The following is an 18,197-nucleotide window of genomic DNA, read 5'->3' on the forward strand; positions in this document are numbered from 1 at the left end:
AATCATGAAAATTTGGAATAGCCACATCATCATGGAGAAGAGCGTTAAATGGAAAGATCTTGAACAGGTTTGGGGGGATATGCTAAATTTGTTTTTTGAGGAGACAAGGCAGTTCCGGGACGAACCGGAGCAGAGGGAGATCATAATTCATGAGAACATGGTGGACATAGGGCACGATCGTAAGCCCGAGGGGTTTAACAGGGAAGGGAAAATGAGAATAGTTGTTCCAATGAGTGATAGGAGGGAGTTTTTCATATATCGGGGAGTTTACAGCGATGATGTGCGCATAGTGACAGAGAAGATAAGCAAGTTTCTGGCTGAGAAAGGTGTGAAGCACAGGGTTGAGTGGAACGATATGCTCCTGTTCCAAATGAAGAAGAGGCGTAGATGATGCAAATTGGCGAGATAATGAACAGGAACGTTATAACCCTGCGACCGGATATGACGATCAAAGAGGCATCCGAAATTTTCGCAAAGAATGGGATAAGTGGTGCGCCTGTTGTAGATGAAAATGGAAAATTGCTCGGTATACTCACCATAAAGGATATACTGAAGACTGTGAAGAGTGGGATGGAGAGCGTTGGTCTTTACGTCTTTCCAACCCCCTTCGATTTTATGGAAATAATACCCTTTGAAATTCCTGAGGGGCAGGTCAATGTCCTGAAGGAACTTTCCTCCATAAGGGTTGGAGATGTTATGGAGAAAAGGGTCCATTATGCGGAACCCGATATGGATATTTACGATGCTCTGAACATCCTGGTGAAAAAGGAAATTTCAAGATTGCCTGTGGTTAAGGACGGAATGGTTGTGGGCATTGTAACGCGCAGTGATCTCCTACGGGCCATTGCCGGTTCAGATGAAGTTTCCAAGTAGGTAGGCCGCAAAAAGCCCGGTGGTTATGAATATGATGAATGGGATTTTTGGCTGAACCCAAACCTTGAGCCTCCCAATCTTCTTCAGATTTTCTATATCCTCTGGGCTGTGTTCCTTTGGATGCACGTATAGCACATGCTCTCCGTTCACAATCCTTTCCATAAGCCAGACCTGTTTCTTGCTAACATCTTCTATGGGTATTCTGTATCCTATGAACATCTCTGGGAATCCGATATCCCCGCGAATTATGTTGCGAATGAAAATTGCAAATATGAAAATCAGAGAGGCAATGGCGGCGTAAAGAAGTGTGAGAAACGCAAATGGAAATGTGAGTTGCACAATGTCCACGTAGTTTGGCACAAAAACGGGGAACGAGAGGAAAAATGGATATGTGGGCTGGAGAATGGCGACACTCATAAGAGCACGGGCATCTGCCCTTCCGCGGATAACTTTAATGGCGTGCAATCCCCTGAAAACCAGCAGCATTATGAACATAACAATTATCACTGGATCTGCCTTTAGAGTTATTGAATATGCGAAAAGTGCTATGGCAAGGGTCCAGAGGGCGTACTGAATGACCCGTTCCTCCTTCTCCCACTCAAAGAACCACTCGTAGAAAATTATTATTGAAGGTATGATTGCGATTATGGATGCTAGAGAGTGATATTGATACAGGTCTATCCCAAATGCGAAGAATCCAAGTATGAACCAAACCATGGGAGATATAAGCCTCTCCTTCCAGTCACTGTAAGAGGCGTATAGGAAGAACGGTATGGCTATGATGAACCTGAGCAAATCAAGATACATAGTTTGAAAATATCCAAAGAGTACAAAAAATTTGCCACCCAATTTTCAAATTTTAAGATTCACATATTGTCCTGAATGGACAGAATCTGCAATACTCTCCAGGAGTGGCTTCGAACTCGTGTTTAATTATTTTATTGGCTGTTTGGGAAATATCTTTTCTCATATCCCATATTTCATTGTGCGTGAATCGGAAGGTTTTTATTTTTCCGTGTTGAAGATAAAAGAGTTTCGCCGTTGGAATTATCCCTTTGTTAAGGTAAAAAATAATAGAGTAGAAAAGAACCTGATTTCTATCGGAATCGTTCACCTTCCCTGTTTTCAGGTCTATTATCTCGTACTCGGAAACCATGTCAAATCTGCCAAAGATCAGAAAATCTTCAAGGCGGCTGTAGAGCCACTGCTCAGTTTTATAATCCCCTGCATTTATCTCTTCAATCAAATTCTGGATGTTTTTGAGCATGGTGTTAATTCTCTTTACATAATCCTCCTCGCTGCTCCACAGAAGAAGTGAGTTGTTGAGGGACAAATAATAATGCTGCATCTCATCCACACTTTCAAAATCATCTCTGAGACTTCGGGCATCAATAAGATGGTTATTCTCCTTTATGTTTTTCCATAGGCCCTCAGCATCCAAAGCCATGGGTGGATTTTGGAGCATCCTGTAAAATACTTCGTGCATCAACTTCCCTATCTCGGTATCGGCCGTTTTTGGAGTCACAACGGGTATTGTTTTTGAGTAATGATACCAAAGTGGGCATTTTTTGAAAAGGGCATACTGGCTGTAACTTAGTCTCAGGGTGTTAATGCGTATCCCCCCATATCAACCGAACTCTCAATCTCATCCTGCATGAATTTTCTAACGCTTTCAACCGCCTCCTTCATATTCTTTCCTGCTGCAATCTCTGCAAGGAGCGCTGAGGAGTAAATGCACCCTGTTCCATGCACATTCTTTTTTATCAGGGCCATTGAGGTTGAATGCATAAAATCTGGGCCAAAGAGATAATCGGAGCCATCGAGATGTCCGCCCTTAATAACAACGTACCCTCCGTAGATATCCTGAAGGATGTACCCGATCTTTATAATATCAATTGGCTCTTCAATTTTCTTTCCAGAAAGCTGCTCCGCCTCTGGAACATTTGGAGTTATCACATCGGCCCTTCTGAGAAGGTTAATTATATCCTCCCTTCTGTTAAGTGTATACCCGTTTTTTGCACTTAGAAGTGGGTCAAACACCATGAACCAGTCATACTCGTTTGCAAGCTCTACAATCATATTTGCTGTATCTTTACTTCCCACGAGTCCCACCTTCACATATTTTATTTTGAAAGAATCCAATAGCGCGTCAATTTGTTTTCTAACATTCTGTGAAGAGAGCACACTCATGCCGTAAAATCCCTGCGTGTTTTGATAGGTTATTGAAGTTGTGGCCCCAAGCCCATAAAATCCAAATTTTCTGAACGTGATTATATCCCGTGTTACACCTGCACCGGTGGTAGGATCAAATCCTGCTATGCTCAGGAGATATCTCATACAGTTGCAAACTCCTCAGACTATAAAAACTTGTGTACGAAAAGAATTAAATATCTCTTCTCCATACTCCGCACCATGACCTTTCAGGAGGCAGTAAACAGGCTGCTTAACAAAAAAATTTGCATGAAATGCTACGCTCGAAATCCGCCAAACGCCACTAGATGTAGAAGGTGTGGCAGTCACGACCTCAGGCCTAAGGCCAAGGAGAGGAGAGGCGGTAAATAACATCCAAAATTATTTTTGCAGCCATTTTCATTGTTTCATATTCTACATAGGGTACCCTTCTCTTCAGTGCCATTTTCTCTGTGGATGGGAGATGCACGAATCCCACAGGTATGCTCTTCCCCATCTTCCTGGCGTAATATAGCAGGGAGTAAAACAGGGTGTTGCAAACATACGTACCGGCGGTATAAGATATGTACGCTGGAATGCCATTCTCGTGCAAAGCATCTAGAATTCTATAAACTGGAAGAGTGGAAGAGTAGGCATCCTCTCCGTCATCGAAGATTTTCATTCTGAAAGGTTTAAATCCTGAGTTGTCTGGTGTTGAAGAATCCATGATGTTTACGGCGATTTTTTCTATGGAAATTTGAGGCCTTCCATCGGCGAGTCCGAATGATATAACCGCCTCTGGATTCTGCCCTATTATTTTTCTCGCATATTCCTTTGCCTCTTCAAATTTAACAGGGACGATTTCAGCCCTGACCTCCTTGTATTCCTCCTCAAGATATTTTGCTATCCTCTCTGATGGGTTGCTCTTGAACTTTGCAAATGGCTCAAATCCCGTCACTATGAACATTCATATCCCTCAACTGTCGAAGCACATAATCCCTTATCTCATCCACTGATGGATACTTGCCCACGGGCTCTCCATTGATGAGCACGGGCTTGAGCATGCTTTCCAACTCTCCACCGCATTCTGGGCAGGATTCTAATTTTTCATCCTTGTATGTTACAAAGAATTTTCCGCATTTTCTGCATCTGTAAACGTTCTTTCTTCCGCTGAATTTACCCTTTTTGGCCATGGGCCTCCCCTCTATCTCCACAATATCCATTGCGTAGTCAATTGTTTTTGCGTTGCTGAGCGAGGTGCCAACTCCAAACCCACTTGCTCCCGCCTCCTTCAACCTTGCCACGCTATCTTCATCAAGTCCCCCTGATACGAATATGCCCACATTCCTATAACCTCGAATATCCAGTTCCCAGCGGACCTCTCGAATTATGTCCTCGAATCTTCCACGGCGGGAGGAGGGAGTGTCCAGCCGAACGGCGGCCAGGTCCTTGAGGATTTCGGCCGCTTTTATGGATTCAAATTTCTCATCACCGAATGTGTCTATAAGTGCTATTCTGGGTACTCCCTCTTCTACGAATTCGTCAAATTTCTTCCAAGCCTCCTCCTCTCCCAGGGTTAATATGAGTGCGTGGGGCATCGTACCGCTCGGTCTCTTTCCAATATGCTCTGCCCCGATTATGCTTGATACCCCATCGCAGCCTCCTATGTACGAACTTCTGTCAATCAGGGGTGCTATGGAGGGATGCATTCTCCTGACACCGAAGGAGAGCACGGGAGAATCCCCTGCCGCAAGGCGAATCCTTGCAGCCTTTGTGGCAATGCCCGAGGCCTGGCATATGAATCCAAGAATGGGAGTCTCGTAGATTGCAAACTCCATGTAATTACCCTCCACCGCCATAACCGGAATGGGTAGTCCGCGTGCATCCCTTCTCGGAAATATGGTGCCCTCTGGAAGGGCGTATAGATTCACAGGTTTACCCTTTAAAAGTTCGACTACCTCATCAAGTCCTGCGAAAACAACCCAGTCGTAGGGAGGATTTGAAACGGTGAATTCTGCGTAAACGTTTCTTTTTATCCCGTTTTTCTCAAGTATTTCTCTTGTTCTGATGAAGTACACGTCAGTTGTTCTACCTTCAAGGATATCCCTCTCACTTGCCATATGAAACTTCATAATTGCTCACTCTCCTCGATTCTTGCACCGTAAATGCGCTCCATATATTTTAAAGCCCTCTCATGCTCCTCCTCGGAGGTGCCTGCGCAGGCATCCTTTATTATGTGTACCTTGAATCCCCTAGCAAAAGCACCGAATGCCGTGTGCTGCACACATATATCTGTGGCAACCCCACAAATATGAACCTCCTCCACGCCTGCATCTATCAAAATTCTCTCAAGATCCGTGAATAAAAAGCCATCGTAGGTGTTTTTCTCTATGACCACATCGCCATCCTTAGGCTCTATTTCTTTCACAATCTCTGAGCCCCATGTTCCCTCCATAGCATGCTGGCCCCAGATACTCAACTCCGCATCTCCTTTACTGTGAGAATCTTTCAGGTAAATGACCATGCCATCATTTCTGAACTTTTCAATGAGTTTGGCCACAACGGGTACTATGCTCTTCGCCTTTGCACTTCCAAATTTACCATCAACGAAATCGTGGATCATATCCACAACCAAGAGGGCTCGCATGGATGAATAATTTATCCCAATTACTTAAACCTTGCCTATTCCAATCTCCACAGGCTAAGATTTCCTTGGGGCACTCTCTCCAGATTCCCTCCAGCGAGTTCTTCAATGTAGAGTTCTGCAACAAATACCCTTCCTTTTATGAGGTGCCCTCCTCTAACATTTCCCTTTTCGTCTCCGAGTATGACGTGAACATGGGCAAAGGGCTCACCATCCATCAAACTTATGTTTCCGGCAGCCATCAGAAGCTCGTGCACGCCCTTTATTTCTATTTCCTCGTACCTGCCAAGTTCAATGCTGTAATATCCTATTTTTGCGTTTTTCAGTGAGCCAATGGCCTGGAGAATGCCAGTTTTTATTTCATTTTTCTCTGCAAATTGATTTATGAATCCAAGCAAATCCTCATCCTCAGGAACTCTAAGCATAAACGTTCTTCCCTTTTTGAAATTCATCCTCTCACCGGGAATAATATGCTCTCGCGCTATAAAGAATTTACTCAAAATCAAACAGGGTTTTCCTCTTCCTCTCAAACCTCGTCAGGCTGGCCTGCTTGCTTCCCGTGAGTAAGTTCTCCTCGTCCACACCGAACACTTCGGTTATTCTTGCAAGGGTCTCTGCCACTCTTCTAGCGTAGTACTTGTAATCTGGTCTTTTATTGAATTCCTTTCCTGGGATGTAGGGTTCAACCTCCTGCTTTGAGCCGCGGGCGTTCACGACTATCCAGGCCACCTTCATACCTGGGATGAATTCATGTCCCATTTTGATCAGTTTTTTGGCAGCCTGAACGTTTGCCATGCTCTCTGGATTCTTGTAGGATTTAAAATCTCGCACAGTACGGGAAATCACAAGGCTCTCAATGGGGACCTTGCCTGAACGGGCCTCTGTCACTATGCTTCTGGCCATTTCAATGGCACCTTCAATATCTCCATCAAGGATTTTTTCAAACACGGCTCGCTGTGCCTCGCTCTGCAGATCGAAGGAATCTGTGCGGCGAATCTCATAACCTCTAACAATCATCTCACCCCTGCTATCCTCAGGCCAGATTATCCTGCCAACGTATCTCTTCTTGGCACCATGGGAGAAGAATGGTTCAAGGATCTTCTCAAATTCAAGCACCAGGGATTCCCTATTTGAGATCTCTTCTGCCTTCTTTTTTCCAAATTCTATGGTTTTTTCAAGATTCTCGTAGGGGGACTGAAAGAACACACTGTCCGTGTCTCCGTAAACCACCCTTATCCCCTCATTTTCCAGTTCTCCTATTATTCTTTTTATGGTTTCTCTGGCAAACGCTGTTATGCTCGCCCCTATATCTGGATTTGTGAACCTGTAAAAGGATGATGCAAGAACCCCGTAGAAGGTGTTCATAAGTATTTTCACAGCTTTTTGCAGGCCATCATAGTACCTGCGTTCCTCGTCATTTTTTGCCTCTCTCATCATTCTCTTCAGGGTATCCCTCTTATCCATTAACTCCTTGAGAATTTTTGGAATTAGCCCCTCTCTTCTCTCCTTGGAGAGAAATCTCACACCCGTGGGGCTAACTATCTCCCCTTCCCTGCTGAGTGTGGTGAAGCATATGTTGTACTTGATTATGATGCTTGGGTACATGCTCTTGAAATCAAGAACGCATACCCAGTGGTAGAGTCCCGGCTCTATGGTGTGTACATAGCCTCCTTCAATCTTACCCCTCTTCCTCTCCTGACCCTGAAGGGGTACACCTATGCCGTGCCTATCTGCCTCCCTTATGAGCAGAGAATCAACCCATGTGGAGGTGCCTGAATGAATGACATCATCCAGCGGAAATTTTGTAACTGTGGCAAGGTCAAGATACTTGTCAATTATCCCTATCTTCATAAGAATTCTTAAAGCCAGTTCTGCATCCTTTTTGCAGTACTCCATGACCTTCTCCTTGTCTTTTTTCCATTCCTCGTCTATGTTTGTTCTATCAACATCCAATTTACCCTCGCCAAAGAGGTGCATTGCCACCGCCTGCAAAGTTTCCTGCTTTAACCGTAGTTCCTTCTTTACGGCCCACCATGCGTCTTCAATTACCCTTCCATGCACCCTCCAGAACTGTCCAACCACTCGCTGAGGCTTTGACCCGTCTCTGCCTATTGAGAACTCCATACCGTACTTCTTGTACCTGTCACTTAGAAGTTCAAGATCGTAACCGTCAATGTTGTAGCCCGTTATCACGTCGGGATCCTCGTTCTTTATGACCTCTATGAATTTCCAGAGTATCTCCTCCTCGTCTCCCTCTATTCCGTATTTTCTTATCTTTCCGTCCCAAACTGCCACGCCTATGGTGAAAATCCTCCCATCAATCATGGAGTTTTCAATGTCAAAACTCAAAATTTTCAGGGGGGGCTTAAAATCATCAATGTTTTCAAAACTCTCAGCATCTACAACGATCTCCGCGGTGTATTTTGAACTCTCAATCTCCCTGCCATGGATGCGCACGCATGAGCCAAGGTCAAAATCGTAAATGAAGCGCTGGTGAAATGGTATATCGGCAGCGAGAACATCGCAGAATTCCAGAGCCTCACGGCGATAATGCGGAGTTTTCCATGGTGATTGCAGGGTTACCTTTACGCACTGGCGCACCTTCCCCCTGTGCCAGAGTTTAACCTCCTCCATTCTGTGAATCTCTGGGTCCTTTGAGAATCTCTCAAGTATTGTTGCGGGTGGCTCCACAAGGTAGAAATAGGGCCTGAAACCGTGGTATCTTGCCACTATGCTCCTTCCCTCTCTCGTCTTTCCGTACAACTCCACAACGACCCCATCGTCCTCCTTTGAGTAGGAGGCGGTGAGCAGTCTGACATCCCAGTACACGTTTTAAATATTGCATGGGGGAATATAATGGTTGCGATTAGAATGTCAGAACCTTTCCAACTGCCCAGTTGGTAACGTATGCAACTATAATGCCGACCCATACCAGCATGGAGAAGTGGAGGTATATGCTGTGCCTATGCGAACCGCTCACTATTTTTATGATCATGGAGGAAACGAGCGCATGAATTACGAGAAGAAGCAGAAACACAACGCTTGCAGCCTGGAGCGGGAAATGAGCGGATAGAAGGGGAATGTGTATGTACTTCTGCAGATTCACGGGGTAGTATTTTATCATATTGGCCATCATCTTCATGAGATTGAGTGTTGTGTAGAGTGTAAATGCCATGCCAACCATCAGACCGTAGAGTATGCCCGTCAGATTTGCAGCGGACTGGTACCTTTTTTTACGCAACCCTATCATACGCACGTATGACTCGCTTATGATCTTTGAAATTTTTCTAGGGTTTCCCCCCATATCCAGGCCTGTAACGAACATATCTGTGAACTTGGAAATCAGATTGCTTCCCGTCTCACCGGCAAAGTATCTCCACGCCATTTTCTTATCAATTCTTGTGAGCAATCTCTTGTAAAGTGTATCTATGTACTTTGTGAGTTTCCCAAAATCATGCTTTCGCAGCCTTTCCATAGCGGTCACATCACTGCCCTTTGCCTCTATGTAACTTCCAACTGCCCTTATGAATGCGTCGTAATTTGTATCACAGTTTATCAAGTCACTCTCTGCGGTGTGCACCAGGTATCCCGGGTAGAACAGTGGAAGTATGGATATTGCCACGACTATGGGGAGGGGCAGGTTCAGGAAGTAGGTGATGAGGAAAAGAAGGGCCACCATGAGATAGGCGAAGGGAATAACCTTGAGAAGTTTCATCTCGTGGGGTGAACGGACATCCTTCCTGTTGTGCCATACATCGTCCTCCGGCAGGCGTATTTTTATGGCGTAAAGCATAACAGCCTCAACTGTTATGAACGCCAGAAGCATGAGGTAGAGGTAGATTGTCATATCTCCCGTGGTGAACATGGGCAGTATGGTTACAAATACGGCGAAGAAGAGCATGGATATCAGCATCGCTACAAAAGTTTCCTTGTAAACATCCATCTGGTTCAGGGCAGCCTCGTACTTGACGGCATAGGTTTCAAGAACCACCGCACGCTCCTTTTCAAGGAAGACTTCAAAATCCTCGCCGGCATCTGCACTGTGTGCAATCCTGTCCAGAAAATCTGCGAGTTCAACGCTGGGGCATCTCTTGGCAACTATCCTTGTGGCGTCCGGTAAACTCATGTTCCAGTACTCCATCAGATGGTAAATCTTTGCAATCTCATCGCTCAGGGCACCGTATTCTTTCACCTCCGAGAGTATTCTGAATATTTCCTTACGGGGCAACCTGGTGGAAGCCAGAACGGCCATTCTTGTTATGAACAGATGCAGGTACTTCTCAATCTCTTTCTTTCTCTTCTCTCCCTTCAGGAGGGGAAAGAGCATGATGGTTAGAATTCCGAATGCGGGTATGGTGTACAGAACCAGGGAGAATGGGAAAATGTTGAAAAATTTGAACGAGATTGATAGATAGAGGGTGATGAATAGGGTGGTGAATAGTATGGGTAAAGCGTACATCAGGATGTATTTTCTCCACGGGATGTCGAATGAGGTGTAGAGCCTTGCCACTTTCTCCCTTATTCCTGCCATTTTAATCACACCGTAAAGGGTAATTTTTCCACACCGTACTTCTGGAAATCCACTATGATCTTTACAACGTCTCTGTAGCGGAATATGTTGTGCTCAATCATCTTGCGAATTATCTTTGCTCTGAGGAAAAGGTCATCGTATACTTTCCTGGGATCAGCATAGCCGAGAAGTGGAGCTATTTTTTCCTCCAGTATGTATGAGTTGTTGAGTCCCCTGAATATGTGCTCATCACGAAGTGGGTCCCAAACAAACACGGCCTTTGTCATAACTCCCCCAAGTTCTGCCGAATAACCAAGGATCTCCTCCACAGAGAGAACTCTTCTAAGGGTTCTACCTTTCAAATAAACGGCCTGCTGGAACACACCTATGTTTAGATTATCCATGAACGTTACAGGCACGTTTATCGGAGGAGAACTCAGCCTCTGGATCATCCTTTTTATGGACGATGCGTGAAACGTTGCCATAACGGGATGTCCAGTTTGCATGGCCTGAAATGCAACATTACCTTCGGCACCTCTTATCTCACCTACAATTATGTAATTGGGCCTGCTCCTCAGAGCGGCTTTCAAAAGATCGAACATCTCAACCCGTGATTCTTTTGGTCCAGCCTCCCTTGTGAGCAATCTCTGCCATATCTCGTGTGGCACATGCACCTCTGGCGTATCTTCTGCTGTGAAAACCTTGTAGTTGTACTTGATGAACGGAATTATTGCATTTAACGTTGTTGTCTTACCGCTTGCAGTCTCCCCGGAGATAAATAGGCTTTTTCCGAACTCTATGGCCATCCATAGATAGGCTGCTATCTCAGCACTGAATGTTCCCCATTTTACCAGTTGCGTCACGCTCAGAGGCTCTGCGGCGAATTTTCTTATTGTGAATGAGGCGCCCTTTATGCTTACATCATCCGCATAAATTATATTTATTCTTGATCCATCTGGCAGGGCACCATCCACTATGGGACGCCCGGTGCTCACCGGTCTACCCATTCTCTCACTCATACCTCTAAGATACGAGTCAAGTTCATCGTAACTTGTAAAATGCACATTTGTCTCCATGGTTTCAAATACCTTGTGGATAAGGTGCACTGGCTCTATCCCTATTGCGTGAATATCCTCTATGTATGGGTCCCTGAGAAGGGGTTCAAGAGGACCACTTTCTATTATATCCCTCTTTAAGTAATACTCAATCTTATCGTACTCCTCCTGCGTGACGGGAATCTTTACCTTTCTGAACATGCTCAGAAATCCCTTCTTCTCTTCAAAGGGTACAGGCTCCTCAACGATCACCGTGGAATCCTTTAGCAGTCTCTCTATTTGCCTCTCAAATTCTTCCTTGGTTTTATGGGGGGGTTCGTATCCTGCCTTTATGAATATGAGCTCTCTCACCTTGTAGTACTTTATCTTCTCCTCTTCGCTCATTTCTGGCTGCACCACAATATACTTTCTATCTCCTCTCCTCCCATATATGTGGATGAAGATTGGGTCTCCAACAGGGTATATGAGGTTGACCCAGTCAAGGTCCTTCATATCCCTTGATAATTGCTCGTAGAACTCTGGAGTTTCGTTGAGTTCCCTTCTGACCCTCTCAATGTACCTTCCAAGATGCGGGTTTCTCTTTATTGCTAGGGCTACCTTGGTTCCCATTGCCATGGGCATCACCTCATGATATTGCCATTATCTCGAGAATTATTCCAGTACCCGCCTCAACCCTAAAAGCGATTGTATTTTCAATTCTTCCAGCAGCATTGGTGTACCTTCTTATGAATGCTATTCTGTTCACCATGCTTCCTATCTTGTTTATGGAGGTCTCTATATACACATTGGCGGCAGCCCTGAATGGGGCAAGTATCTCTTCGCGCATCACCCCCTTCTCCACGTTCAAAATTATGGTTCTATCAAGAGCCATAAGTCTCTTGAAGAAGGATAGCAACTGAACTGAGCGTGATTCAACATTTAAACTTGCTTTCACAAGCGAAGAAAGAGTGTCAATTATGATTATGTCCGTCTTGAAAAGTGCTGGAGAGGACATCAATCTTCCAAGGAAGTCCTTGCGATCGCGCATATTTCCTATGATTGGGTAAACAGGTACAAACACGAGTCTATTGCGAAGCAGAAAATTTGCTATTGGATAGTTCAGGGAGTACATCTGCTTTATGAAGTCCCTCACCGTGAGCTCTGTGGAGATTATTGTGACCGTATGCCCATTCATCAGGAACCCGTAGGCGAATCTCTGTGTCAATGCACTCTTTCCACTGCCGTTCTCCCCCTCTATGAGCACCAGAGACCCCTCCGGAAATCCTCCTCCCAGACGCGAATGCAGTTCATCCCTCTCAATTTTTATCTTGTACATTTTTCACACCCTGAAGTAGAACGTATCTGATAATCCGTTTTCAAGCACAACCTTCACAACGTGAGTCCCAGGTACAAGATCCACATTTATTGTGAGGACTATTGTCTCTCCAGGTAGCCATGTATCCTGGCTCACAGTGTAATTATCTTGGGCAGTACCATCGATAAGCACTGTTATGTGGCTTGTGCTAAGTGGAACTTTTCCCGTGTTTTTCAGGTATAGGACGAGTGGATTGTTACTCATTCTCGTAGGGTCGTTTATTATTTTGAACTCTCCTGAAAGCTGGTTTGCGATCATATCTCCCCTATTTTCTATGCCGTTTGATATGTTGAGAACTGCGCTAGCTGCTATGCCAACGAAACTGGCAGCGATTACCACGGAGGCAATGAAGAATATTATGTGGGTTGCACTTGTGCTAAGACCCATAGCATCACCTCACAGATACCCGTAAACCTCATTTCCATATTCATCAACAATCTTCACCCTATAGCCCATGTTCATACCGAGAACTCCCTGTGCACTGATGTAGATTTTTCCGTATATATCTATGTTTTCTGCCAGAGAAGTCAGGGGAATTTCTCCTGCAAATGTCCCGTTTTCATAAATTAAAATTTCGTTGTGATTATTCAGAACGAAAATGTATGAGCCCTGCATGTGCTCATCTGCCCCTATTTTTGTTGCATTTGTGATCCTCCAATCTGTGAATCTCGTAATGTAGTATCCATCGTAGGTATACTCATAGATCTCATTTCCCTCCAGAACGTACAGGTACTTTCCAACAGTAACATCCCTTGCATTCACTAGGGCAACCTCACTTTCCAAATTCCCCGTGGAGTCGAATATGTATAGGGTGTCATTGGATATCCCGTAAACGTAATTTTCCGTGGCTGTTATGGCTATTATGCTGAGGTTTGCGGCAAAAGACTTTATGTAATTTCCTGAAAAATCATACATCTCTATTTCTGTGGAATTAAGCACATAGAGATAAGAGCCGCAGGCCACGTCCAGTGGAGATTGAATATTCACACTCCACACTCTCACTCCAAGAAAGGAGTATGCCGTTATGGACGTTTCATTCAGAACATAGATTTTATCCCTCTCCGCGGTTGCTATTACATGGTCTCCAACATCAATTTTGAACTGCACCTCGTGGGATGTCCCAAGGGTATAATTTGTGCTTATGTCAAAATTCTCTAGATTTCCGGGAAACCAGTAGGGTGAGTTGAAGGTAAAGTTCATCATTGTACCATTCACAATTATTGACATATCGCTGGTGTTCAGGGTTAATGGTCCACGATTGATGGCATAGATCTCAATTTTTGAGGAATTGTAAACCACCCTATCCATTTCAATCACGTTCTTTGCACTCTCCATAAGCGTGCTTCTGTTTTCCATGCCCTGATTTGTTATAGTGTATGAGTAGATTATACTGCTGAGTACTGTTGCAAACATTATAAGCGAAGCCGTGAACAGTATGCCATATGCTGCTGTTGTGCTCAATCCCATTCACATCAACTCCACGTATCTTGATATGTATGGTGAGGGAGTAGTTATTTCCTTCAAGGTAGAAACCCCATGTTTAGGAATGATCTTTATGCTCAGATACGTCTGCGGCTCCAGGTTAAGTCCGTTGGCGGTGGCGTTGAAGGATAGGGATACAATGTCTCCAGAGGTGAGAACATCGTTTTCAAGGGTTTGAGGAGGCAGATCCCTTACAATTTCCATGCCAAATACGCCTGCACCTCCTATTGGATTTGGACCCCCATCAAATTCCACACTGCTGCTGTAAACGAGGTTTACCGAGGTGTTTCCATCACTCACAATAATTATGACATCCTTCAGGTTGATCGGTGGACTACCCGAAATCGGGGTTATCATTATGCTCACCCAGTCTATAACATCGTGATATGGAGCCGTGGTGCCCCATGTATTGTTGTACCTGTAGCCGCCAATGGATATTATCTTCACTCCGGTGGACACATCCTGTATTGCAACGTTTCCAGTGTCTTCCGCCTGCTGCTGAAGTTGATAGGAGATCTGTATCAGCACCACAGCCGTCACTGCGGATACTATGATCATGGCGATGAAGATTATCAACGAACCAATACCGAATTCTCCCTGTTCTCTATTCATCACCCTCTTCATATTTCACATCACCTCTGATTATCACCTCCCAGGTGATTTTTGGTGAGGGAGAGCATGGCGCTCTCCCGAGAGAGGCCCGAGGTTAAACTGCTATCACCTGCGGGCATTCAGGACCTCTCTCAAAATAAGAAGAATATGGGGTATTAAAAAATTTTTCACTGAAATTTATAATTTGTTAAACATAACAGATATCCAATAGTGATTTTCAAAAATGATTTTCAACTCTAAACCCTTCCTTGCTGATGCTCACCTTATAGGCCCGACCGCCAACCTCCTCAATGGCCCGTGCAACTTCGTCCTGCTCATCGGTGAGTGCTATTATGGAACCCCCTCCCCCGGCACCGGTGAGCTTCGCTCCGTAGGAGTGTTTCATTGCAACGTTTATCATTTTCTTTAGCATTGGATGGCTCACTCCAAGTATCGTTAGGAGTTTGTTATCCTGGGTCATGAGCTCTCCAATGCGCTCATAATCCTCGTCCTGCAGGGGGCTCAAAGCTTCCAGGGTTATCCTTCCAATTTCCCTTATCACATCCCTGGCGAATGAGTTCCATGAGTAGAATCTCCGTACCTTTTCAACCATCTCCCTCGTGGAGCCCTTTATGCCTGAGAATCCAACAACTAAGCGAAGAGAGGGTATTTTGACATGGTGTATGTACCAGACAACTCCGTTTTTCTCTACTTTCCACAGGTAATTTTCTCTCTTTACCTTGTGAACGAGTATCCCTTGCCCATGCGTCACTGTGCTGGTATCAATGGGACTTGCCCTCCCCTGAGTTCTGTACTCTACCTCAAAACCCATCTTCGCAATCTTCTCCTCATCAATCTCCTTTTTCATCGCCAAGAGTGCTGTCAGTGTGGCTACGGTTATGGATGCAGAGGAACCCATACCGGATGCGGAGGGTATTTGGCTCTTTGTTCTTATACTCAGAGGTTCACCCTCCCAGCAGAGGTCAATGGCGTTTTTTATGTAGGCATGGTATCTGGAGTTCATAGGATATCCATTCACACTGTACTCTTCGCTTTTTTCCGCATGCACATAGGTTCTCATATCTATGGCCACTGCTATGGCTGGCTCTCCGTAAACCACAGCATGCTCTCCGAACAATATTACCTTGGCCGGGGCAGAAGCAATCACAAAAAGAATAATGGGATTAGAATGATAAACATTTCTCTCATAGTGTGAGGTCAACCTTCCCTATATCTTTTAGGGCCATTTTAATTATATTGACCGTGTTTTCCAGGTCTCTCTTATCGATCATCTCCACGCTGGAGTGCATGTACCTGAGCGGTATGGAAAGAACGAGAGTTGCCACACCCTCTCTTGAGAGCTGTATTATGTCAGCATCAGTACCGCTTCTTGATGGATTGGGCTCTATTTGGAATGGTAATTCTGTGTGTGTGAAATGATGAACGAGTTTTGGATGGGCAGTGGGTCCGACACCTATTGTGGGACCCTTTCCAAGCACGATTGGCACCTCTTCACTTCCAATTCCTGGCATCTTGGCATGGGTCACATCTATAGCTATGCCTATATCTGGATTTAACCGAAATCCCGAGATCCTCGCTCCACGGAGTCCCACCTCTTCCTGGACAGTTGCAACAAAATAGAGAGTGGCATCACTTTCCACATTCTCCATTGTTTTGAGAAGGGCGTATATTCCAGCCCTATCGTCCAGGGCTGTGGCCACGATCCTGTTCCCCATTTCCAAGTAATTTGGAACAAAACTTCCAACGGAACCTATTGGTGCAAGTTGCTCTGCCTCATTCCTGCTCTCAACCCCTATGTCCACGCGAAGATCCTTTATCTCCTTTTTCTCGGCCTTTTTCTCAATATGCGGAGGCTTCTCACCTATTACACCGTACACAAAGCCATCTTTCCCCCTGATTCTCACGATCCTCGAACGGAGGGTTATGGGATTTACGCCACCCATGGGAGAGATCACAAGATAGCCATCTTCTGTGATTCCACTGACCATGAATCCTATCTGATCCATGTGGGCTGCGAGCATGACCTTCCTCTCACCACCGTGCTTTACTCCTATCACATTGCCTAGCATGTCCACATGTACCTCGTCCGCATATTCTTCCATATGCTCTTTTACGATGGCTCTGATTTCATCCTCAAATCCGGGCACTCCAAACGCTTTTACAAGTTTTTCAAGAAGCATATTGGGCCAATGCACTGCCGTATTTTAAACCTTCTTCCTGGGATTGGGAAAATTAAATAAACCTAAAACTATTACTATGTTTATGTTCGAGATGAATATAACCCTGCTGACCCCGATGGTTCACGAGAGAAATCTGGATTATGTTCTTCTCACATTTCTCAGTTCTATAGGGTATATGCCCAGGGTTGATCCTCAGCGGGATTTTGAAAGAGCTATTAAGAGCGTGCCTTACAGGCTTTTTAAGGAGTGTTTTCTTCTTCATCCGGACCGGGAGTGGAGTGTTGAAGAGTTACTCGCATATCTGGACACAACGAGAACCACGCTTTACAGGCATCTCAACAAGCTGAAATCTCTGGACATACTGGATGAGCGGCAGGATGGAATGAACAAGATGTACCGTCTCAGGTACGGAGATCTGGCCCGTGCCTGGAACTTTGTGGAGGCGAATGTGAAACTTGCAATGGAAAATTACAGAATAATGGTGGAGCACATATCAAAACTTGCGGAGGGTGGTAGGTATGAATAAACTGACAATAGGGTCAAAATGTGTGGTGTACTCGCTAACAGCGCACAACAGCATAATGAAGAGCAGTGGAACATTCAAGGGGTTCGTGGCCGTTGGTGAAGACACATCCCTGTGGCTTGAACTTGATGAGAGCCATGGAGAGATGAAGGGAAAGACGAGACTCATACCAATAGGCTCCATCGCGGCCATAGATGTGATTGAATTTGCAGAGGAAGAGGAGGAAGAGGACGAGGGAGAAAAACTGTACTACAGTTGAATTGTGGCAAGATCCTCATAAACGGGACCATTTGGAGTCAACGTACTCTTTTTTATTTTTATCTCCTTAACCTCCATTTCGGCAAATCTCATGTTTTTGAACTTTTCCAGATTCCTTATGGTTATCCTTCCCTTAGCCCTGGCAACCGTAAGATGGGGCACGTAACTTTTCTCCCTCTGAAATCCTATCTTTCTCAGTTTTTCGTCTATGCACCTTGCCATTCTCTCAATGGGCTCGTAGTTATCCACACCTATCCACACAACCCTCACGTAACGCTCATTTGGAAAGAAACCAACACCCCTGAGGGTTATCTTGAAACTTCCCACCTTGCAGTCTTCCACAATTTGCCGTACCATTTCAAATGTTTTTTCGTCTATCTCTCCCAGGAATTTCAGGGTTATGTGCACGTTTTCCCTCTCAACCAGTTTCACGCGACCATCTATGCTATTCTGCAAACTCTCCATCTCCTTGGTGAATGGTACCTCAATTGCTATGAAACTTCGCATAGATGCAAATGGCATTTGAAATTAAAAATC

At 44.9% G+C, this 18,197-nt stretch carries 22 protein-coding genes; 5 read left to right on the forward strand and 17 right to left on the reverse strand.

The genetic code is table 11. From position 1 onward, the window contains the following. Positions 1 to 4: 4 nt before the first annotated feature. Positions 5 to 391: a hypothetical protein gene (locus ACIM339_RS06130; RefSeq protein WP_015283745.1), complete on the forward strand. Its 387-nt coding sequence runs from the start codon at positions 5 to 7 to the stop codon at positions 389 to 391. Continuing rightward, positions 388 to 873 carry a CBS domain-containing protein gene (locus tag ACIM339_RS06135; protein ID WP_015283746.1) on the forward strand — a complete coding sequence of 162 codons (486 nt, stop codon included), beginning with the start codon at positions 388 to 390 and terminating at the stop codon, positions 871 to 873. The genes ACIM339_RS06130 and ACIM339_RS06135 overlap by 4 nt, the downstream gene beginning before the upstream one ends. Here ACIM339_RS06135 and ACIM339_RS06140 read toward each other — a convergent pair. The 3 genes from ACIM339_RS06140 to ACIM339_RS06150 are packed head-to-tail and all read right to left on the reverse strand — an operon-like array spanning position 853 to position 3,210. Next, positions 853 to 1,680 (reverse strand): A24 family peptidase C-terminal domain-containing protein, encoded by an 828-nt coding sequence (locus ACIM339_RS06140; RefSeq protein ID WP_015283747.1) that lies wholly within the window; start codon positions 1,678 to 1,680, stop codon positions 853 to 855. The two genes, ACIM339_RS06135 and ACIM339_RS06140, sit on opposite strands and share 21 nt — an antisense overlap. Before the next feature lie 52 nt (positions 1,681 to 1,732). Then, positions 1,733 to 2,491 (reverse strand): PD-(D/E)XK nuclease family protein, encoded by a 759-nt coding sequence (locus ACIM339_RS06145; protein WP_083872017.1) that lies wholly within the window; start codon positions 2,489 to 2,491, stop codon positions 1,733 to 1,735. Next, positions 2,473 to 3,210 carry a hydroxymethylpyrimidine/phosphomethylpyrimidine kinase gene (locus ACIM339_RS06150; RefSeq protein ID WP_015283749.1) on the reverse strand — a complete coding sequence of 246 codons (738 nt, stop codon included), beginning with the start codon at positions 3,208 to 3,210 and terminating at the stop codon, positions 2,473 to 2,475. Before ACIM339_RS06150 ends, ACIM339_RS06145 begins: the two co-directional genes overlap by 19 nt. 75 nt (positions 3,211 to 3,285) lie before the next feature. On the opposite strand from ACIM339_RS06150, the gene ACIM339_RS07855 reads away from it, so the two are divergent. Continuing rightward, entirely contained in the window at positions 3,286 to 3,435 is a 150-nt protein-coding gene (locus ACIM339_RS07855; protein WP_015283750.1) for a 50S ribosomal protein L40e, read from the forward strand. On the opposite strand, the gene ACIM339_RS06155 is transcribed toward ACIM339_RS07855, so the two are convergent. The 13 genes from ACIM339_RS06155 to ACIM339_RS06215 form a co-directional block, all read right to left on the reverse strand. After that, positions 3,404 to 4,009: a pyroglutamyl-peptidase I gene (locus ACIM339_RS06155; RefSeq protein ID WP_015283751.1), complete on the reverse strand. Its 606-nt coding sequence runs from the start codon at positions 4,007 to 4,009 to the stop codon at positions 3,404 to 3,406. The two genes, ACIM339_RS07855 and ACIM339_RS06155, sit on opposite strands and share 32 nt — an antisense overlap. Continuing rightward, positions 3,987 to 5,174: a nicotinate phosphoribosyltransferase gene (locus tag ACIM339_RS06160; protein ID WP_015283752.1), complete on the reverse strand. Its 1,188-nt coding sequence runs from the start codon at positions 5,172 to 5,174 to the stop codon at positions 3,987 to 3,989. The genes ACIM339_RS06155 and ACIM339_RS06160 overlap by 23 nt, the downstream gene beginning before the upstream one ends. Beyond that, entirely contained in the window at positions 5,171 to 5,689 is a 519-nt protein-coding gene (locus ACIM339_RS06165; RefSeq protein ID WP_015283753.1) for a cysteine hydrolase family protein, read from the reverse strand. Before ACIM339_RS06165 ends, ACIM339_RS06160 begins: the two co-directional genes overlap by 4 nt. Before the next feature lie 35 nt (positions 5,690 to 5,724). Then, positions 5,725 to 6,138, reverse strand: a complete 414-nt coding sequence (locus ACIM339_RS06170; RefSeq protein ID WP_015283754.1) for a PPC domain-containing DNA-binding protein — start codon at positions 6,136 to 6,138, stop codon at positions 5,725 to 5,727. 40 nt (positions 6,139 to 6,178) lie between these two features. Next, positions 6,179 to 8,515 (reverse strand): DNA-directed DNA polymerase, encoded by a 2,337-nt coding sequence (locus ACIM339_RS06175; RefSeq protein WP_015283755.1) that lies wholly within the window; start codon positions 8,513 to 8,515, stop codon positions 6,179 to 6,181. 37 nt (positions 8,516 to 8,552) lie between these two features. Then, positions 8,553 to 10,217, reverse strand: a complete 1,665-nt coding sequence (flaJ, locus tag ACIM339_RS06180) for an archaellar assembly protein FlaJ (protein WP_015283756.1) — start codon at positions 10,215 to 10,217, stop codon at positions 8,553 to 8,555. Positions 10,218 to 10,222: 5 nt separating this feature from the next. After that, positions 10,223 to 11,866, reverse strand: coding sequence for a type II/IV secretion system ATPase subunit (locus ACIM339_RS06185; protein ID WP_015283757.1), 1,644 nt, complete (start codon positions 11,864 to 11,866; stop codon positions 10,223 to 10,225). A gap of 10 nt (positions 11,867 to 11,876) precedes the next feature. Beyond that, entirely contained in the window at positions 11,877 to 12,566 is a 690-nt protein-coding gene (locus tag ACIM339_RS06190) for an ATPase domain-containing protein (RefSeq protein ID WP_015283758.1), read from the reverse strand. Between the two features lie 3 nt (positions 12,567 to 12,569). Next, the gene (locus ACIM339_RS06195; protein ID WP_015283759.1) at positions 12,570 to 12,992 is read right to left on the reverse strand and encodes a flagellar protein G; all 423 of its coding nucleotides are present in this window, start codon (positions 12,990 to 12,992) and stop codon (positions 12,570 to 12,572) included. Positions 12,993 to 13,001: 9 nt separating this feature from the next. Beyond that, the gene (locus ACIM339_RS06200) at positions 13,002 to 14,072 is read right to left on the reverse strand and encodes a flagellar protein F (protein ID WP_015283760.1); all 1,071 of its coding nucleotides are present in this window, start codon (positions 14,070 to 14,072) and stop codon (positions 13,002 to 13,004) included. Continuing rightward, positions 14,073 to 14,711, reverse strand: coding sequence for a flagellin (locus ACIM339_RS06205; protein ID WP_015283761.1), 639 nt, complete (start codon positions 14,709 to 14,711; stop codon positions 14,073 to 14,075). It abuts the gene before it with no gap. A 205-nt stretch (positions 14,712 to 14,916) separates the two neighbouring features. Next, on the reverse strand, positions 14,917 to 15,846 hold the full coding sequence (gene mvk / locus ACIM339_RS06210; RefSeq protein ID WP_015283762.1) for a mevalonate kinase: 930 nt from the start codon (positions 15,844 to 15,846) through the stop codon (positions 14,917 to 14,919). Between the two features lie 37 nt (positions 15,847 to 15,883). Continuing rightward, the gene (locus tag ACIM339_RS06215) at positions 15,884 to 16,879 is read right to left on the reverse strand and encodes a M42 family peptidase (RefSeq protein WP_015283763.1); all 996 of its coding nucleotides are present in this window, start codon (positions 16,877 to 16,879) and stop codon (positions 15,884 to 15,886) included. Between the two features lie 82 nt (positions 16,880 to 16,961). Between ACIM339_RS06215 and ACIM339_RS06220 the strand changes: the two genes are divergently transcribed. Then, on the forward strand, positions 16,962 to 17,405 hold the full coding sequence (locus ACIM339_RS06220; RefSeq protein ID WP_015283764.1) for a helix-turn-helix domain-containing protein: 444 nt from the start codon (positions 16,962 to 16,964) through the stop codon (positions 17,403 to 17,405). Further along, positions 17,398 to 17,661 carry a hypothetical protein gene (locus ACIM339_RS06225; RefSeq protein ID WP_015283765.1) on the forward strand — a complete coding sequence of 88 codons (264 nt, stop codon included), beginning with the start codon at positions 17,398 to 17,400 and terminating at the stop codon, positions 17,659 to 17,661. The genes ACIM339_RS06220 and ACIM339_RS06225 overlap by 8 nt, the downstream gene beginning before the upstream one ends. Here ACIM339_RS06225 and thpR read toward each other — a convergent pair. Next, a complete protein-coding gene (gene thpR, locus ACIM339_RS06230; protein ID WP_015283766.1) occupies positions 17,652 to 18,167 on the reverse strand; it encodes an RNA 2',3'-cyclic phosphodiesterase in 516 nt (171 codons plus the stop codon). The genes ACIM339_RS06225 and thpR overlap by 10 nt on opposite strands. Positions 18,168 to 18,197: the final 30 nt, after the last annotated feature.

The sequence above is a fragment of the Aciduliprofundum sp. MAR08-339 genome (assembly GCF_000327505.1).
GTDB lineage: Archaea > Thermoplasmatota > Thermoplasmata > Thermoplasmatales > Aciduliprofundaceae > Aciduliprofundum.

Excerpts from the sequence above, each read along its gene's own strand:
- ACIM339_RS06130 (WP_015283745.1), top strand. The coding sequence starts at position 5 with ATGAAAATTTGGAATAGCCACATCATCATGGAGAAGAGCGTTAAATGG.
- ACIM339_RS06135 (WP_015283746.1), top strand. The coding sequence starts at position 388 with ATGATGCAAATTGGCGAGATAATGAACAGGAACGTTATAACCCTGCGA.
- ACIM339_RS06140 (WP_015283747.1), bottom strand. The coding sequence starts at position 1,680 with ATGTATCTTGATTTGCTCAGGTTCATCATAGCCATACCGTTCTTCCTA.
- ACIM339_RS06150 (WP_015283749.1), bottom strand. The coding sequence starts at position 3,210 with ATGAGATATCTCCTGAGCATAGCAGGATTTGATCCTACCACCGGTGCA.
- ACIM339_RS07855 (WP_015283750.1), top strand. The coding sequence starts at position 3,286 with ATGACCTTTCAGGAGGCAGTAAACAGGCTGCTTAACAAAAAAATTTGC.
- ACIM339_RS06155 (WP_015283751.1), bottom strand. The coding sequence starts at position 4,009 with ATGTTCATAGTGACGGGATTTGAGCCATTTGCAAAGTTCAAGAGCAAC.
- ACIM339_RS06160 (WP_015283752.1), bottom strand. The coding sequence starts at position 5,174 with ATGAAGTTTCATATGGCAAGTGAGAGGGATATCCTTGAAGGTAGAACA.
- ACIM339_RS06165 (WP_015283753.1), bottom strand. The coding sequence starts at position 5,689 with ATGCGAGCCCTCTTGGTTGTGGATATGATCCACGATTTCGTTGATGGT.
- ACIM339_RS06170 (WP_015283754.1), bottom strand. The coding sequence starts at position 6,138 with ATGAATTTCAAAAAGGGAAGAACGTTTATGCTTAGAGTTCCTGAGGAT.
- flaJ (WP_015283756.1), bottom strand. The coding sequence starts at position 10,217 with ATGGCAGGAATAAGGGAGAAAGTGGCAAGGCTCTACACCTCATTCGAC.
- ACIM339_RS06185 (WP_015283757.1), bottom strand. The coding sequence starts at position 11,866 with ATGGCAATGGGAACCAAGGTAGCCCTAGCAATAAAGAGAAACCCGCAT.
- ACIM339_RS06190 (WP_015283758.1), bottom strand. The coding sequence starts at position 12,566 with ATGTACAAGATAAAAATTGAGAGGGATGAACTGCATTCGCGTCTGGGA.
- ACIM339_RS06195 (WP_015283759.1), bottom strand. The coding sequence starts at position 12,992 with ATGGGTCTTAGCACAAGTGCAACCCACATAATATTCTTCATTGCCTCC.
- ACIM339_RS06200 (WP_015283760.1), bottom strand. The coding sequence starts at position 14,072 with ATGGGATTGAGCACAACAGCAGCATATGGCATACTGTTCACGGCTTCG.
- ACIM339_RS06205 (WP_015283761.1), bottom strand. The coding sequence starts at position 14,711 with ATGAAGAGGGTGATGAATAGAGAACAGGGAGAATTCGGTATTGGTTCG.
- ACIM339_RS06215 (WP_015283763.1), bottom strand. The coding sequence starts at position 16,879 with ATGCTTCTTGAAAAACTTGTAAAAGCGTTTGGAGTGCCCGGATTTGAG.
- ACIM339_RS06220 (WP_015283764.1), top strand. The coding sequence starts at position 16,962 with ATGTTCGAGATGAATATAACCCTGCTGACCCCGATGGTTCACGAGAGA.
- ACIM339_RS06225 (WP_015283765.1), top strand. The coding sequence starts at position 17,398 with ATGAATAAACTGACAATAGGGTCAAAATGTGTGGTGTACTCGCTAACA.
- thpR (WP_015283766.1), bottom strand. The coding sequence starts at position 18,167 with ATGCGAAGTTTCATAGCAATTGAGGTACCATTCACCAAGGAGATGGAG.